Below are 18,735 nucleotides of genomic sequence, written 5' to 3'. Positions count from 1 at the left end.
TTCTAGTCACTGTCGGGGCAGGTCGTTGGAGATTGCCAGCCACCTTGTAGGCTGTCGTTTGTCGCTTGAGACACTAAATACAGGGAGCCATCGGTTCCGTATATCCAGCCCTGAGCTTCAATAATTGCGGTTGGAGTTTGCTGCGATCGCTCCATTGGTTGCGCTGGAGTCTTGCTACGATCGCCAGCTAAATTACGGCTTGGGGGGACAAGAGCCACTAAATCCGTCAGGGCTTGTTCTCCGGTGAAGGCATCCTCTGGGCTAGACGGTAAACCCCCTCGACCACTAATCACAAATCGTCCTTGCTTGGCACTGCTGCGACCACTGGGCGAACAGCCTTGAGTCACCTGCTGTGAGGGATCGGCTAAGTTGAATGGCAATGAGACTAATCCGCGACTGGGATCAATATTTAAGGTATTCAACGTCACTGTTCCCGATGTTCCGGCTTGAGAGCTTGCTGTAATGTCATTCATGGGAGTCAATTTCGGGCGAAAGGCAATGCCAAATAACGCGATCGCATTAATCGTAATCTGTCCACCATTACCTAAGGCGGCGTTGGCAATAATATCGCTACCTTTGCGTCCAGTGGGATAGAGCGCCAGGATATAATTCGCATCAATCCGAATATTCCCGCCCGTTGCCGAGTTAAACGCCGTGGCTGAAATCAAACTTTCATTAGTTAGCGTGAGAAAATTGAGTCCCAAAATTTGAATATTACCAGTGGAGGAACCATCCGGGGCACTTGCTCCCGTCTCTGCTCTAATCGTGCCGCGATCGAGGGTCAGGTTGTTGGCTTGAATAAACAAATTCCCTGCTTGCCCAATCGGGCTACTAACGCTCACCTCTGCCCGATTGGTAATTCTAAAATCCCCCGTATTCACTCGTAAATTTCCGGCAATTCCCCCAGCTTCTGTCGCTAATACAAACAAGCCACTACCGCGATCGCGTAGCAGTACAGATTCAGCCGCATTGACTGTGACATCCCCGGCTTGTCCAGAGGTTGCAGAGGCAGAAATATGCGCTCCCTGTTGCACTGTTAAAGTGCGAGTATCCACACTCAAATCTCCCGCAATTCCACCACTCCCAACTGCCGATACTGATAAGCCGCCCGGTTTGCCATCCGGCATTCTCCCGGTTAACCGCACCTCGCCATTGGGGGCTGAAATGGACAAATTACCCGCCGTTCCGGTTTGGGTAGAAGCAGAAATTAAGCTTTGATCAACCAGGAGGCGATCTAAGTTGCGAAGGTTAATGCCACCGCCAGTGCCAGAATTTGTGGTAGCCGCGATCGTTGATCCTCCCTCTAGCCGCACATCCCGAGTATTCAGATCAATCCGTCCAGCACTTCCTGCTGCCGAACTTAATTCCAGTGAACTCCCTTCTGTCAACCGGATCGAGTCTGAAGCGCCATTATTCGCCTGAACAAGCAAACTTCCTGCCTGTCCATTGCCACCTGCCGATGCCAAAATGCGGGAGTTATTCCGCAGCCGTAATTCTGCTGTATTCAACGAGATATTTCCGGCAACGCCACCATCACGAGTCCCTAATGACAGCAAACTATGATCCAACACAATGAATCTAGCGGCTGTCTCACCTTGATTCACGCTTAAGTTACCGGCTTGCCCGCTCACACTGGCGGCAATAATGCTACTGTTGGTCAGCCGTAGCCGTTCTAGCCCATTGAGATTGATGTTGCCTTGAGACTGACTACCCGTTGGTTGGGCTGAAACATTCTCGGCTGAAATGGATGCGCCATCCGCGATCGTGAGGCTTCTAGCCGTGACCTGAATATCCCCCGAAATCCCCCCTGCACCACCCGCAGCCACCGATAATCCGCCCCGTATTGGATCGTCGGGTAACGTGCCTGACAATCCCACGGAACCTCCTGCCGCATTAATAATTACACTCCCGGCTGTACCAGTTCTGGTCGAAGCCGAAATTAGACTATTGTTAATCTGCAATGAATTTAACGCTGTTCCCGATCCTCCGATACCCTGTAAGGTAATCGAACTGCCTGTCCCTGCCAGGGTAGAACCAGAGAGTTCAGCCCCATCTTGCAATTGCATTTGGTTGGTATTAACCGTAATGGCTCCAGCATCGCCTGTCGTCGAGGCGGCTGATAATCCACTTCTGACCCGAGCCGTAGCTTGTTCTAAAGGAGGTACAGTTGCTGGATTTTGTAGGGTAATTCCCAGGCTATAGGTATCTCCTAAGCTAGGTAGTGTACCCGTAATCAGTGAATTATTAGAAACGGTGGAGAAGTATTTACTCACTCCTAAAACATAGCTACCCGGATTATCAAAGGTAAACTGCAAGAAGGAGTTCAGCGAGTCTTCATCTGCGCCTTGAGAAATGAACGAATCATCATTGGAGGCGAGGAGAGCACCCGTGTCACGATCGAATAGAAATATCTGGGTATCAAATGAGGCGTTATCAATATCGAAAATGCCCTCAGAGCCAGCCGCTGCGATCGCAAATTCGTAATAATCCGCCGTTTGATCAATCAGATTACTATTAAAAATAGTTGCTCCACTGATGATTTGGCTAGCCGTTCGACTCACAGTAGTAGTTGTATTGGCACTGAGTAAACTACCGAGGCTATAAGTCGAAACGCCCTGAAATAGCCGAGGCGGTGGCGTGGTTGAACCGGCTATATCAACCCGATCGGCAGTAACAGTGATGTCTCCGGCTGATCCTGTTCCCCGTGAGGTTGTGAGAAATTGAGCCCCCCCGGTCATTTCTAAGACTTTAGCCGTAACAGTAATATCTCCCCCATCATTAAAACTGCGGGTACTGGCATCGAACACCGCCCGATCGGCAGCTCGCAAAGTGCCATTCGGAACTTGCACCGTAATATCGCCACCCTGACCCCCATTCGCACTATTGGTAGATGTGAACAAGCCTGTACCCGATCCAGACAGTTCAAACGCGGCGGTTGTACCAGTATCACTGCCAGTTACATTCACCCAAATGTTGCCTGCATCAGCTCGTCCCTGGGTTTGGGCGGCTAACCGACTGCCATCAGTCAACGATAATGTTCCAGTTTGGAGGGTGATATCCCCCCCTGACTGAGTGGCTCTGACCCCAGCCGTGGTACTGATACTGGCACGATCGAAGCTGGTTCTACCCGAAATTGTCACTTGAGCGTTGCCCCCTTGACCATCACCATTTGTAGCCAAATCGAGCAAGCTATTACTCGCGGTCAACGATCGTCCCGCCATCGTCAAATTACCACCATCACTCGTTCCTTGACTGGCGGTTGTAATGGTCGTGGCTTGTAAATTGATTTCACTATTGGGTGTACCGATCGTGATGTTGCCACCCGTACCCAGTTGATCCGGATCGAGGCTATCAGTACTGGCATCAATCAACGTGCCATTATTCATCGTAATCGTATCGCCTGCGATCGTGATGTCACCGCCCGAGTTGGTAGCCTCACGGTAAACCGGAGTGCGAATCAAGCTATCCGTTAACGTGACAGTCCCCTGTAGTGCTGTAACCGTAATATTGCCTCCGGCTCCAGAAGCACTTGTACTGGCATCCAACGTCGAATTCGTTGAATTGACTGTACCACCAGAGACAGCAATATCTCCACCATCACCACTTGCCCCAAATTCAACGTTACTGAGTACACGAGTTTCAGTTAGATTCACTGTTCCGGTTGGCGCAGCCGTAATCGCAACACTACCACCTGCTCCAGAACCAAATGTACTAGCATCAACCAAGGAGTTTTCTGAAGTAACTGAATTTCCAGAAACGGTGATATTTCCACCACTACCACTCGCGCCAAATTCAACGGTACTCCGAATAAAACTGTTCGTCACTGTAGCTGAACCAGCATTAGCCGTTACTGTGACATCACCCGCATTCCCTGTTCCAGTGGTACTGGCATCGATCGAACTGCCAATCAAATCGACAGTTTGCCCCCGTAAATTCACAGCCGCAGCAACTTCTGACGTACCATTTTCGACTGTATTGATGATTGCACTGTTTGATACTGCAAGCTGATTGGTTGCTGCCAAGTCGATCGTCCCCGCATTAGCTTGTTGGGTCGCTCTTGTACTCAAGGTGGAACCCGATACCTCAATCACGTTCGCATGAGCCTGGATAACACTGGGCGTTCCAGCCGTATCACTGATAGCATTCAAAACACTATTGTTACTGATGGTAAGGCGATCGACGTTACTATAACGACCGATCAAAATCCGTCCAAACAATCCATCACTTAAGAGAGTGCTGTTATTGATATCGATGGTTTGTTCAGCATCAATGAAAATATCTCCTGCTAATCCAGTTCCCGTGTTAATCGTAGATAGGTTGGCATTTTGAACAGTAACAGAACCGAATTGAGATGTTAACTCAATCACACTGTAACCAAAATCACTATTACTAGAGGATTGAATATTACTAACAGTAATGTCCTCTGCCGCACTCAGTTGTACATAACCAGCTACACCACTAACAGATTCAGACGTGAGAGTGCCAGCCGTGGTATCAATGGCTCCATTTTGGCTAGTCAGGATGATACTTCCACCTGTTCCATTGTTACTGGATGATCGAATATTACTAACAGTAATGTCCTCTGCCGCACTCAGTTGTACATAACCAGCTACACCATTAACAGATTCAGATGTGAGAGTGCCAGCCGTGGTATCAATGGCTCCATTCTGGCTAGTCAGGATGATATTTCCACCTGTTCCCGGATCAGATGTTGCAGTAGCACCAACTACATCAGAGAAAATATTCGTTGTGAGAATGTTTTGTTCCGCTAGAATTCTGACTTCACCGGCTATGCGATTGGTTAGAACATCATCATCAATCGAGGTATCAATATTGCCAAAGGTATTTACATTTTGCTTTGAGTCAATCGCGACATTACCGTAGGTCAGAATCGCATTTGTCTGAATCGAACCTGTTAGCGCCGGATTAGGCAAATACTGATTGGTTAATAGTACCTGCCCAATATTATCTTCAAAGCCTGAGGTGTTAAAAATTGTGTTAACGCTAATATTAGCGCCTGTAGCAGGGCTACCCGTAGGTAAGGGATTAACTGTGCCAATGACGATGGGTTCGGGAAACGGGAAACCACCCAGTTGTGCCCAATCAATTCCAGCCCGCACATCCAGGGTGGGAGTCGTGCTGCCATCGATCGTCACAACACTGCCATCCGTTAGCGTTACGGTTGCCAAATCGGGAAAATTTGCAGGATTAATTGTATTGCCGATCGTGTCAGATCCCGTAATCGTCACGGTTCCCAGGGTGACATTGCCTCCCGCTAAAATGTGCAGCGAGGCTCCTGTGTAGTCTCCTAAATTGACATCTCCTGCCGCAAAAATGATCGGATCAACTGGACTCAATAAGTTTCCTACCTGTCCATTCAGTTGCTCGATCCGAAAGTTGCCTCCCGTCCAGTAATGGGCATCACCTCGGATAGTATCTAGCGATCGCAGCACCAGATCTCCTCCGGCAATTAACCCACTGCTGGGATGATTCAACGCCAAAATATCCACACTGCGATCGCCTTGAATCGTCAACGTCCCATTAGCCTGCGCCATAAAAGGCTGGGGGACACTATCTCGAATCTGTACCGTATCCTGAGCTTGCAGCGTTAAATTCCGACCTGCTACCAGTTGTCCCTGTAACTCCAGGCGATCGGCAATCAACGCTAAATCTTGTCCAGCGGTGAGTATGCCTGCATTGGCGATCGTGGCTCCGGTGCGACTGGGGCCATATTGCAAGCCTAGTGGAACATTCATAGTCAACAATGGCGGAGCCTGGGGATTCGTCGCACTAAATTCGCTGCCATCAGGAAACTGAAACTGGCTGGCAGTGGTTGCCACAAAAGAACCACCCACATTCAACCGCGCATTCGCTCCAAACAAGATGCCATTCGGATTCAGCAAAAACAGATTGGCAGTCCCATTGGCACGAATCAACCCATCAATGGTGGAAATGGAGTTTCCAGTGACGCGGGTGAGAATATTTTGGATTGACAAGCTGTTGTTAAACCATGCCTCTCCGCCGGTGGGCACAGAAAACTCCCGAAAACTGTGAAATAGGTTATCACCCCGCAAAGTACCACCCTCAATCACACATTGAGTACAGCCCGGAACCACACGGGAATTACTGGGTAAGGTGGCATCCGGAACAATTTGTGCCCAAGCTGGACTGACAGTGACTAGGCTGGTCAGGGCAATTCCACTAAGTGCCAAAAACTGAAATGCAATTGGTTTCACAGTGATTCTCTATTGGAGAGGAATAATTAAAATGCTTCAGATCCCGCTTCGGTCTTAACAGATCACCTCAACTGAAGGAAATATTTCTATTTAGAAGAAATTTTACCAGGGTGGCTAGATCACTTACCGAGATGGCAGGGGTAGGTAGACGACTATCTTTAACGATCGTGACTTAGGATGAAAACGCCAACTGTGTTTTTACGGGGAAACCTGAACGTCAAAAATTAGGAATTGATGAAGTTAAGGGCAGATGGACGATCGTCGAGGCTTCCTGAAGTCTAATCTTTTATAGGAAAGGAGTATAGATAGTAATTACTCATTGCCCGAGTGGGCACTCTAAAGCCAGTGAAAGTGCGGAATCAGATGATGACAAACCGGACATCCCTCCTGCGACGACTTCAGACCCTGCTGCAACAGTGGTGGTCAATAGGGGCGGAGCGTCTGCGATGTCCAGGTCACAAATGGCTGGTTCGTTTCGGGTTAAGTGTTGGTATAGCGCTACTCACCATCCTATCGGGCTGGGGACAATCACCGGCAGCCCAACCCTCGAATCCCACGATCACCCCTGGAACTCAACCGCCCCAATCTGTCTCTACGACCGATCCGGCTCAACTGGTACAGAGCGCACAGGAATACTATCGATCAGGACAATATGCTGCGGCTGTCTCCCTCTGGCAGCAAGCGGCAGCACTATTTGCCGGACAGGGCGATCGCCTGAATCAAGCCGTCGTTCTGAGCAATCTTGCCCTCACCTATCAGCAATTGGGACAGTGGGCAGAGGCTGAGCCAGCGATCGCCCAAAGTCTCACCCTGCTAAACACTCAGGAAGCCCGAGCCAGTGAGCAGAAACACAATCAGCCCAGCTTATTTGCCCAGGCATTGAATATCCAGGGTAGCTTACACCTTTCCCAGGGACGGGCACAGGCGGCACTGGACACCTGGCAACAAGCAACTAAGGTTTATCAGCAGGCGGGAGATCAGGCAGGGGTGGTACGCAGCCTAATCAACCAGAGTCAAGCACTCCGGGCCTTGGGACTATATCCTCGGGCTCGCAATACGTTAGCGCAGGTGAATCAAACCCTCCAAGATCAACCCGATTCGCCCTTAAAAGCCTCTGGTCTGCTGAATTTTGGCGATGCCCTACGTTTGATGGGAGATCCACAACAGTCCGAACGCATCCTGCGCCAGGGGTTGGCGATCGCGGAAAAGTTCGCTAATTCAGAGGTCGGAGCCATCTTACTGAGTTTGGGCAATACTATGCGAGCGGCACAACGCTTTGACCAAGCTCTAAGTTATTATCAACAGGCGATCGCGGCAGCCAACAGCCCCAGTCCCAAAGTTCAGGCACAACTAAACCAACTGCGGTTACTGATCGACACAGAGGCATGGACAACCGCCACCACATTAATCCCAACCATCCAATCGCAGCTTGCCACACTCCCAGTCAACCGGATTACCGTTCAGGCACAGATTAATTTGGCACAACTCTTGATGCGCCTAGACGATCGCGGACAAAGAATCGGTCAACCGACGATGACGGCTCAACTATTAGCCACGGCAGCGCAGCAAGCCAAAACCTTAGCAGATTTACGCATGGAAGCTTATGCCACCGGGTATTTAGGCAACGCCTATGAACAGAATCAACAATGGGCTGAAGCCCAACGCCTCACCGAACGAGCCTTGGTTTTGGCAGAGTCTACCCATGCCGACGATATTACTTACCGATGGCAGTGGCAGTTAGGACGACTCCTCAAGGCGCAGGGCGATCGGGAACGGGCGATCGCCGCCTATGACCGGGCAATCCAAACCTTACGAGATATCCGGAATGATTTGGTGTCTAACAATCTGGATGTGCAGTTCTCCTTTCGGGAAAGTGTAGAGCCTGTTTATCGCCAGTTCGTCGGGCTATTGCTGGAACCTGTCAATGGTCAACCCGCCAGCCAGGAGAACTTGAAAAAAGCTCGCGCCGTGATTGAATCCTTGCAAATTGCCGAGCTAGATAACTTCTTTCGGGAAGCCTGCCTGACTGGACGAGCCGCAGACATTGATCGGATTGATCCCACCGCCGCGATCGTGTATCCGATCATTCTTGCCGATCGGCTGGAAGTCGTGTTGTCGTTACCCAACCAACCGCTGCATCACTATGCCACCGCCATGCCCCAAGCTCAACTGGAAACCATTTTGTTAGATATGCGGCGATCGCTGCGGCGCACAGCCGGCAGGCAAGAACGCATGGACATGGCACAGCAGGTTTATGACTTAATGATTCGCCCCCTGGAAGCAGACTTAGCCGCCAGTCAGATCAAAACGTTAGCCTTTGTGCTGGATGGTGCCTTAAAAAACCTGCCGATGGCAGCCTTGCATGACGGCAACCAATTTTTAGTCGAGAAGTATGCCATTGCTATTACCCCAGGACTCCAGTTGCTTGATCCCCGCCCGTTGCAACGCCAGCAACTTAAACTCCTGGTCGGTGGCTTAAGTGAAGGACGACAGGGATTTGTGCCATTGCCGGGGGTAGAACAGGAGATTGATCAAATCAAATCCGAAGTGCCAGCCCAGGTATTGTTTAATCAAAATTTCACCTCTGAGCAATTACAACAGCAGATTAGTTCCGCCCCCTTCCCAGTCGTCCACCTGGCAACCCACGGTCAATTTAGCTCCAATGCCAGTGAAACTTTTGTGCTGGTTTGGGATAGCCGTCTGGATGTGAAGCAACTGGGCGAACTCTTACAAGCCCGTGATCAAGAAACTCGTACCCCGATCGAACTATTGGTATTAAGTGCCTGTCAGACCGCCGATGGCGATCGGCGAGCCGCTTTGGGATTAGCTGGGGTCGCTGTGCGATCGGGGGCTCGGAGTACACTGGCAACCCTCTGGCCGGTAGACGATGAATCCACATCATCCTTTATGGTGCAGTTCTATCAGGAACTCGCTAAACCGAATATGACTAAGTCTGAAGCACTGCGGCAGGCTCAACTGAAATTACTGCATGAGTCGAGCTTTAAACATCCCTACTACTGGGCACCCTTTGTATTAGTTGGCAACTGGTTGTAAGTCCAATATCACTATGTCAATCAACACAACTAGGTCTGATTGTCAAAAACCGAGTGCTGATCAGGATTTTGGGCAGGGCTAATAGTATTGTTGTAGACAAATGCAAGAGATTCTTGACAGTAAAATCACGCATCTGGGTGACGTAATCCTCCGCCTCTCCAGAGATGTTGTAGACAAATGCAAGAGATTCTTGACAGTAAAATCACGCATCTGGGTGACGTAATCCTCCGCCTCTCCAGAGAGAATAGAGCCGATCAAAGACTACCTTTCCGATCTTGGCAAGATAGTTACATGGATTTCCGTAGCCCTATTGAGCTAGACCCTACACAATAGGATCGGTACCGGCATCTACTCCACCAGGTTGTCTGAACAATGCATCAGGCCTCCTCACAGCTTCATTGTCCATAGCTACCTGCTAACCTGCTGACCGACCTTCGGAGGAGACTGTCAATTATGGCGCTCACACAACATTCCAGGTATATAGCCCTATTTTCAGTAACACTGCTGCTGCAATCCATGTGGCTCGTTGGGGTATCTTCAATTGCCAATGCCCAAACCCAAGCGGCTAAACCAACTCAATCCGCCCCCCGCAAAGGCAAATTTACGTTGGAGCCTCCTAAAGGTCAGCCTGCTCCTAAGGTCACGATCGGGGGAGGGAGACGGAACTCAGGCATCTGTCCCCAGGACAGTTCAATCGTCAACGCTACAGCGAATCCATCGCTACCTAGGGCACGCACTCTGCTACCATTGCTGCCTACTACTCGCCTGGGACTGACGATCGAAGCCCATCCCACCTTTTTAATCTATGTGCCGTCCACTTCCGCCCGCATTCTAGAATTCAAACTGGAAGATCAGGATGGGGAAGAGGTGTATCAAACGACGATGGACTTAAGCGCCACTCCAGGGGTAGTTCGGATTAGCCTACCGGCCCATCAAGCCGCTTTACAGGTCGGCAAAGATTATAAGTGGACTGTGTCGATCGCCTGTCAGCCCGATGGCGTGAAGCCACAGGATCCCCTCGCCACCGGAGCCGTTCGGCGGATCCAACCCGACAGTGCTTTAGTGACCCAACTGCAAACCGCTAATGCCATCGATCGGGTCGAACTTTATGCCCGGTCTGGCATCTGGTTTGAAGCCGTCGCCAGTTTAGCCGAGCTACGCCGCTCTCAACCGCACAATCAGACCCTGGCCTCTGCTTGGGAGGAACTTTTGCAGTCGGCGGGACTGAGTGCCATTGCCACAGCCCCATTCATGAACTAATTGCCCATTGGTGTGATGTACAACTAACTTGCCCTCATCCTCAGATGGCTCAGACCGTAGCGGTAGGATGAGGGCTTAATTGTGCTGTATGGGAATCAAAGCCCCCAAAAGCCCCCAGTTGATTGGATCGCTAAAACTGTGAATTTCCAGTTAATTCCCTCTCGATCGAGGTTAATGTCATTGACCAACCGGCGCAATGAGCATCCTGTCTGGGCTCATGAATGGCTAACTCAGATGCTAAGCCGATGTCCTCAAGGAAACTGTAAATTTCCTGAGTTCAAATAAACTTTTAGTAAACTTCTCTCCCTGCCCCTAGTCATGGATACACATCAGCCTAATAATGAATTGCAGAGGTAAAGACCCTAGTTAGAGGATATCTTTTCAGCTTCGATTCAAATGTTATTAAAGCTTTTAAACATCCTCTTATTGTCTTGGTCTACGACCATACTGCTATAACAACAAACAATAGCAACTTTTCATTCAAAGGCACATTGTCAGAATATCAATGTCGGTCTCATAACCGACTTAAATTTGTGTGCGTTCACATTAATTAGGAAAGAGAACATGATCGGTCAAATCACAGACAAACAGTTACAACAACCTGCTGAATTGGGCAAGCAACTGCGTGTCCTGTTGGTGAGCGAAAACGTTTCTCTCCGGATGAGTGGAGAAACGAGTGTTCCTTACTATTACTTCAAACTATTACAGGAACGGGGCGTGGATGTTTGGATGATCTGCCATGCCCGCAACCGCGCCGAACTGCGTGAATTTTTTTCAGCCGAACTGTTTGAACGCATCCACTTTGTGGAAGATAGTTCATTCCAAGCGGCTGTATGGCGATTCAGCAAGCGATTTCCTTACCGAATTGAAGACCTGATTTTTGGGCGGTTGTTACATATCATTACTCAGTTTCATGGTCGCAAACTTGCTTTAGATATCATTAAAAAGCATCAAATCGATATTATTTTTGAGCCATCCCCCATCTCTCCTAAGGGTCTGAGCTTCATGTATGACATGGGTGTACCTGTGGTGATTGGGCCCATGTGTGGGGGGCTAAATCTTCCACCCGCGTTTCGTTACATGGACTCCCGATTTACTCGCCTGTCAATTTTCCTGGGACGCTGTGCCTCCTGGATCGGTCATCGGTTAGTTCCTGGTAAGTTACGAGCCGATGCCCTCCTGGTTGGCAATCAGCGCACCGCCAGAGTTTTGCCCCAGGGGTATCAAGGTAAGGTGTATGAAGTCGTCGAGAGTGGGGTCGATCTATCACGGTGGGAACCAAAGCATTACTTCCCACCCAACCCAGACCAGCCTGTCCGGTTTGTCTTCTGTGGTCGCCTGGTAGATTGGAAAGGCGCACAGTTTCTCGTAGAAGCGTTTAAAACCGTGGCAGAGCAAACCAACGCGGTATTAGAAATTATTGGCGATGGCGAATTGCGGGAGGAAATTGCTGCCCGAGTGATGGAGTTGGGTTTACAAAACCGAGTCAATTTACATGGTCGGTTGCCGTTAGCGGACTGTATGGCATTAATTACCAACAGTGATGTTTACGTGATGCCTTCCTTAAGGGAATGTGGTGGTTTAGCGCTGTTGGAGTCAATGGCGATCGGGTTACCCATCATCGCCGCCAATTGGGCAGGACCCGCAGAATATCTGAACGATCGCTGTGGCATTTTAGTCGATCCATCCTCACCATCTGGCTTTGTTCAGGGGCTGGCAGAGGCAATGATCCGGCTGGCTCAGTCACCACACTTGCGCTATCAACTCGGTAAAGGCGCTCAACAACGGGTCAAAATGAACTACTTTGATTGGGATTCTAAGACCGATCGTGTCCTCGAAGTGCTCAAGGAAACCTTAGCTCGCGTTTAATCCTGGCTACATACCTCAAGTGATGCAGTCTGGGGTGGAGATTTCCACCCTGTTTTGTTGGGGCAATTAAGAGGAGAGCGCAGGCTGGGGCAGTCAGGAACGATCGGGGGCTTCAGATCCTCCTAACTCAGCCTGCTAAGTATCTATCCGCTAGTCAGGCGCAAATTATGCCGATGCTTCAGCTAATTGGTAAATCTTTGCAAAGAGTAAAAATAGGCTGTTTCCAGATACATCAGGCGAAACGATCGCTGGTGTAAGCTTTGATCGGTCGAGGCTTTACCGTTTGCCAGGGATAACGAGGCTGAAGTTTGTTCAGTGGAAAACTGGCAAGACGAGTTTCAATATGCGCTGTTTCTGCATCCGTCAGTCCAAACATTGCATAAACTGTGGTATCAATTCGTGCCAGGGCTGCAAAGAAGTCAGACTCAACCTGTTGAAAACCAGCCGAGCGTTGCCGATAATCTTGCATTAAAGCAGCATAATCTTGAGGAACCAGCAATTTCTGGATAATCGCTCTAGAAATAGTTGTTTCGTCATCAGCATTCAGAGTCAATAGTTTATAGACTAGCTCAGTAACATCAGCATCTAGGAGTTCTAGCGAAAATAACCCGGCTCGAATACAGTTACCGTCTAATATGAGTTCTTCCACATAAACATCTTCGGTACTCCAGTTAGCAAAGTTGAGTCCTAAGTTTCTGTCGCTCAACTTATATCGACTCGTTGCAATGCGCGTTTCAACTTCAGACAAGAGCCATTCATCGGGGTTATTTTTGGCGATCGCGGCGAGTCGAGCTAGTTCGTTATACCCCTCAACTAACTGTTGCTCGATCGTTGAATCTAGAGTTCTGACCCAAGGTAAAGCCTCTAAAACACGGGGATAATTTGTTGCATAAAGCCCTTGAATTACTCCACTTCTCAATCGAACTGCCCAATAGAATCTAGCCAATTTGCTATTGAGGTAAGCAGCTATAGCTTCTGGTTGATGTCCTCCACTTTTAGGTAACGCAACAATTACAGTATCTAAGCTTGCAAGACTGTTTTCTGTAGTTCTAGATCTAACAACAGCAGCAGTCAGAGATCGGGTGAATTTAGCTACAGCAATAAAAGTGTTATGTACTTGATCAGCCCATAAACTTAATTTTCCGTAAGATCTATCTTTAACCGCTTCTAAATCTACCCAACCCGCAGGTTCACCATGCCATCCCATTGCTAAGCTGCGTCCAGCGATGACTTGAATTGGGTTGGCTCCGGTCGGTTCTGGTGTAACCTCTGCACCACCCCGTTGAATGCCATACGTCCACCAGAAGGGACGATTATTCCGGCTCAGTTGCCTGGCAACGGCTTCCTTTAACTCAACAACATTGCCACCATTACCATTGGGATACAGCTTTTTGAGAATTGGGACATCTTCAGGATGCAACAGGGGTAATAAATAGTCTCCCCACAAGCTTTCCCGTGGATTGCTGGGATCAATATCTGTCACTCTGGGGCTAACTTTGGCATCAAAAAAGTCTTTGTAATTAATCCTTACAGGTGGTTCATCACTCGTCCATCTAGAGGGTACATACAGTTCAATTTCATCATTCTCTTGGGCTGAAGCTCGCTCAATCACTAAAATTAGTGGTACTCGGGCGACATCCCAGACTGGTTTATCAGTAAACTCTAGCCAAACAACTTTACGTAATGCCGCTTCTCGTCCGGGATACAGTAATTTCCAGACTTTTGCTGCCGCTTCTGAATTAGCATAGCCACCACTCACCACCATGCCTAAAAAGCCACCGGACTCCAGAAATTCAGTCAATGCCCGATAGAGAAACACCAAGCCCGTATCCGCATTCTGTCCCCAAACCTGCTGCCACAATCCGCGCATCTCTTCATTGTATTTCACCCGCTCTGCCCGGATGTAGGGGGGATTGCCCACAATGTATTTCCATTGTTGACTATCGCGCTCTGTAGAACCGGGAGCTAGAAAACCTTCTCCCAATAGTGGAACCAAATCAGATTCTCGCAACAAACTATTGATGTTGTAGATATGAATTTTAGGAACATCTACTGGATTTGTTGAAGGCTTGAAGCGTACCAACGCCCACATCAACTGAAAGTGGCTAATGAATGCCGCAAATGGGTTGAGATCAAATCCCCAAACGCTGGCTTGTAATTCTTGTAAAACGGCATCTGAATCAAGCCCTCTTGTCTTTGCATCTTCCAGGCACCGATGGATGTATCGCACTAAAAATGAACCACTTCCACAGGAGGGATCAAGCAATGTGCCTTCACCCTGTTGAAATACGGTTTGTTCCAACAACCAGTCCACGATCGACGGTGGTGTATAAAATTCTCCTAACCGTTTCCGTTTAGCAGGAGGTAGGAAAGTTTGATAAATATCTCCCAAAATTTCTTCCGACAATCCAGAAAAGTCATAAGCATTGAATCGAAGAATTAGACGCTGTAACGCTTCATCTAATGCACCATTCGTTTCATAAATCCAGTCAAATAAATTTCGCTCAAAGGGTTCATGATATAACCGTCCGACATCTTCTGCTACCAGTTGCACTAACGCCTTAGCATCTCCTGTTAGCTGATCAACAAACGCTGCCCAGTCTTGTGGACCACCATTCGATAATCGCCGTTTTTTCGTTAGTCCTAAATCTTCTACCAATCGCAAAAACAACACACGGGCAACCAACACTGCAACCGAATCAGCAACAAACGACTCTCGAATCCGTTCTTCAACCTGTTTACCCTTTGCATTAACATCTCGCCCATACTGATCTTCAAATCGTGGAAGAAGATCCTCAAACAAATGTCGATGGAAGTCAAACTTAAACCGGAGCCGCACCAATGCCCGTCGCTGAGTATCGCCTGTATCAACTAGGTTGCGTTGAATTTCCTGTTCCTGTTGTTTAAATTCTTCATACTGTTGGATGAGTGAGACGATCGCCTGTTCTGCGGCTGCACCAAGTTCAGTAAAGCTCGTTTGCAAATCTTGCCGCAACCGATCTAACGTCTCGGGTACATTCAACTTTAAATAAACATAAGGTAACTGCCCAGCAATAAAGGTTGCCCATTGATTACCATGGGTTGCTTGTTCATAGGAAATGAATTTAAGCTTTTCTTTTAACGCTTCAAAAGTTATTCCAGATAAGTGACATGGCTCTTCAAATCCTGCAACAGCAACCCCTGTAGGTAAAACAATCCAGAGATAACGGGCTGTCAAAAACAAAACATATCGGGTTAGACCTTCAACATACTTACGTTTTTGGTTCCACAGCCTAAGTCGTCCCCCCTCGGTATTAAGTTCTGCATCATCTTTTTTCAGATCTCCCACAACCCAAGCTGTTTTCTCAGGAGTCAGCAACTTGATGTCTGGATAGCCGCCACCGCCAATATCCTCAGTCACCACGCGATCTTTGGGGTAATCTAGCAATCCCGCCAGGAAATCGCGGACATCCGGGTTGTACGATCGCTCGGGTCGGTTCCAATCTAAAGCCAGCCACTTTGCCAGAGGATCTGGTTGCTGTTTTGGTGGTCTACTGCTTTTGGACAAACCCTTACCTCTTTACTTTTCAACGCTTTGAACAAGTTACTAGCAGAAAAACAGGGTAGCATCGAATCCAGAAATACAAGTAGTTTTTCAGAAAATCGTATCTATTGAGTAGGGTGAAACGTTGAGGAGGGACTTGCCATCCCTGATCGCAGCATTGTGTTCGTTTTCAGAAAATTGTATCTATTGAGTAGGGTAAAACTGCATAAATTCTGGATGGCGATCGGATAGCTGACTAACTAGCTAATTCATGACCCGTTAGGAGGCAAGACTTGTCACCTTAATAGTTTTGTGAGATAGCTGGGAATGCCTCTACACAGATGACGCAATAAGAGCTATGCAGAGAAAATTTTGGGGACACTGGCGATCGCTGTTGATCGCTGGTTTAGTAATCAGTGGCAGCGTTACCTTACCCAGTGCGATCGCCGTTGCTCAAAACATTACGATCGATGGCACTCTCAGTCCTGCCCGTACTCTGATTGGCCCCGACTATCCGATTCGACAAGAGGATGGACGAGTCGTTGGCGGCAACCTGTTCCATAGCTTCGGACGATTTAATCTCTCGGCGGGTGAAACGGCTCGATTCTTCAGCGATAGCAGTATTCGCAATATTCTGGCGCGGGTGACTGGCGGAACCGCCTCTAGTATCGATGGGCTGCTACTCACCCAAAGTACCAACGTCAATTTGTTTCTGATGAATCCCAGTGGGATTCTGTTTGGGCCAAATGCCTCCCTCGATATTGGTGGCTCTACTGGGCGGGGAACCTTCGTTGCCACTACGGCGGATGCTCTGATCTGGGGCAATGGCAATACCTTTAGTGCCAGCAATCCCAAAGGCCCCGAAAGTTTACTCACCTTAGTTGGCGATCCCAGTGGATTTCTGTACTCCCAACGTACTCCCCGCCCGATCGTGTCCCAAGGTAGCGAATTATTGGTGTATCGCGATCAACGTTTACTGCTACTCGGCGGTGATGTCACAGTCAATGGTGGACTGCTGCAAGCCCGAGGTGGACGGGTGGAAATTGGTGCCGTGGCAGGCGAGGGCACCATCGGATTAGACCTGAACAGCACCGGATTTAGCCTCAAGTTTCCTGATACCCTGACGCGGGGAGACATTGACATTACCAATGGCGCGATTGTTCGTACTAATTCCACCGATGGCGGTGGAGATGTGGTGCTTCAGGCAGGCGAGATTACCATCGATCGCGGCTCCCAACTGCAAGCGGCAACGCTAGGAACCGGAGATGCGGGCAATATTCGCCTGGTCGCCACCGAATCCGTGACCTTACGTGGTGTTGGCAGTCCGGTGCCACCCGGTTTATTTCAAACCGCGTTGTTCAGCATTGTGGAAGCCGGTGGTTCTGGCAAAGGCGGCAATATTGCGATCGTCACTCCATCGCTGAGCATGAGTAACGGTGCCCAGCTCCAGACATCAGTGAATGGCCCCAATGCCGAAACTGGACAACCGGGGGGAAATGGCACTCCTGGGGTAATCTTTGTCCAAACCAATGGTGGCTCAGTGTCCCTCACAGGCAACGGCACAGCCATGTTTAGCAGAATCAACGAAGGTGCAACGGTCACTGGTACGGGCAGCAATGAGTTTGCAGGTGGCGTATTTGATGTCTTGCTGGGCAACAGTAGCCAACCGATTACTGGCTCCGTCTTCATTGCTACCGGATCACTCTCCCTGGACGATCGTGCCCTTCTGACTGCCAGCACTTTTGGCACTGGCAATGCCGGAGCCGTGATTGTGGATGCTAAAGGTACCATATCGCTGAAGAATGGTAGCGCCATGTATAGTCAGGTTGGCTCAACGGGGGTCGGCAACGCGGGGGGCGTAGTAATTGCTGCTAATTCGCTGCTGGTTGACAATTCCGAAATCAACACGGGAACCTTTGGGCAGGGAGATGCCGGACTCATTCTTGCCCTGGTCAAGGATCGGGTGGAAGTATCTGGAAATGCTGGCATTTTTAGTGCGGCTGGGCAGGGAACCTCGCAGGCTGCCGGAGCGATTTTGCTCAGTTCGCCGAAGTTGATTGTGCGGGATGGGGCGAGAGTCAGCGTCTCCAACATTGGAGATGGTTCTGCTGGAGACATCATCATTTCTACCCCTACCCGAGCTAACGCGGTTTGGGTGACGAATGGGGGATATATCGCAGCCATTACTCGATCGGGGCAGGGTGGCAATATTTCCTTGAGAACGCCTGGAGCGATCATTCTCAGTCGCGGTGGACTAATCTCTACCCAGGCAGGATTAGCCCCAGCCGGTGGCGATGGTGGCAACATCTTCATTAATAGCGGCAACTTGCGGATTAACGGTGGCAGAACCTTACTAATTGCCGGAAAACCTACCAATGACAATAATATTATTGCCAATGCCTATTCCGGTCGAGGAGGCAGTATTCTGATCAGCGCCTTTCAGTTGAACGATATTGCCCAACGCCCTGAAAAACCCAGTACAAACGATATTGATGCCAGTTCTCGGTTTGGTTTGAATGGTGTCGTCACGGTCAACGCTTTGGATTTTGATCCCTCGCGATCGGTGATTTCCTTACCTGGAGGTCTGCAAGATGTCAGTAATCTGATTGCCCAACGGTGTACTCCGGGCACTCAAGCCAATACCAGCCAGTTTACGATTACCGGACGCAGCGGCTTACCTCCCAGTCCCACGACATTCCTCAGTAGTGATGATGTGCTCGCAGATTGGGTGGCGTTAGGGGAGACGGAGGCAGTCAGCGATCGGGGGGCAGGAGCTGTCTCTTATACACATCT

6 protein-coding genes are annotated in these 18,735 nt (G+C 49.3%); 4 read left to right on the top strand and 2 right to left on the bottom strand.

Annotation, left to right across the window (positions count from 1 at the left end):
* Nucleotides 1-2: 2 nt before the first annotated feature.
* Nucleotides 3-6,236, bottom strand: a complete 6,234-nt coding sequence (locus ACN4EK_RS08365; protein ID WP_431657390.1) for a two-partner secretion domain-containing protein — start codon at nucleotides 6,234-6,236, stop codon at nucleotides 3-5.
* 366 nt (nucleotides 6,237-6,602) lie between these two features.
* On the opposite strand from ACN4EK_RS08365, the gene ACN4EK_RS08360 reads away from it, so the two are divergent.
* From ACN4EK_RS08360 to ACN4EK_RS08350, 3 genes are all read left to right on the top strand, one after another.
* Nucleotides 6,603-9,290 (top strand): CHAT domain-containing protein, encoded by a 2,688-nt coding sequence (locus tag ACN4EK_RS08360; RefSeq protein ID WP_431657389.1) that lies wholly within the window; start codon nucleotides 6,603-6,605, stop codon nucleotides 9,288-9,290.
* Between the two features lie 453 nt (nucleotides 9,291-9,743).
* The gene (locus ACN4EK_RS08355) at nucleotides 9,744-10,550 is read left to right on the top strand and encodes a DUF928 domain-containing protein (protein WP_431657388.1); all 807 of its coding nucleotides are present in this window, start codon (nucleotides 9,744-9,746) and stop codon (nucleotides 10,548-10,550) included.
* Between the two features lie 564 nt (nucleotides 10,551-11,114).
* Entirely contained in the window at nucleotides 11,115-12,419 is a 1,305-nt protein-coding gene (locus ACN4EK_RS08350) for a glycosyltransferase family 4 protein (RefSeq protein WP_431657387.1), read from the top strand.
* A 232-nt stretch (nucleotides 12,420-12,651) separates the two neighbouring features.
* On the opposite strand, the gene ACN4EK_RS08345 is transcribed toward ACN4EK_RS08350, so the two are convergent.
* Nucleotides 12,652-15,966, bottom strand: a complete 3,315-nt coding sequence (locus ACN4EK_RS08345) for an HsdM family class I SAM-dependent methyltransferase (protein WP_431657386.1) — start codon at nucleotides 15,964-15,966, stop codon at nucleotides 12,652-12,654.
* A gap of 334 nt (nucleotides 15,967-16,300) precedes the next feature.
* On the opposite strand from ACN4EK_RS08345, the gene ACN4EK_RS08340 reads away from it, so the two are divergent.
* On the top strand, nucleotides 16,301-18,735 hold a 2,435-nt coding region (locus ACN4EK_RS08340; protein ID WP_431657385.1), incomplete at its 3' end, for a two-partner secretion domain-containing protein.

The sequence above is a fragment of the Pantanalinema rosaneae CENA516 genome, assembly GCF_050753385.1.
Lineage (GTDB): Bacteria > Cyanobacteriota > Cyanobacteriia > Leptolyngbyales > Leptolyngbyaceae > Pantanalinema > Pantanalinema rosaneae.
The sequence above is the reverse complement of the archived record's forward strand: the minus strand, read 5'-3'. Positions and strand labels throughout refer to the sequence as shown.

What these genes read in the sequence shown, in the direction of transcription:
- ACN4EK_RS08360 (WP_431657389.1), top strand. Translation starts at nt 6,603, where the DNA reads ATGACAAACCGGACATCCCTCCTGCGACGACTTCAGACCCTGCTGCAA.
- ACN4EK_RS08350 (WP_431657387.1), top strand. Translation starts at nt 11,115, where the DNA reads ATGATCGGTCAAATCACAGACAAACAGTTACAACAACCTGCTGAATTG.
- ACN4EK_RS08355 (WP_431657388.1), top strand. Translation starts at nt 9,744, where the DNA reads ATGGCGCTCACACAACATTCCAGGTATATAGCCCTATTTTCAGTAACA.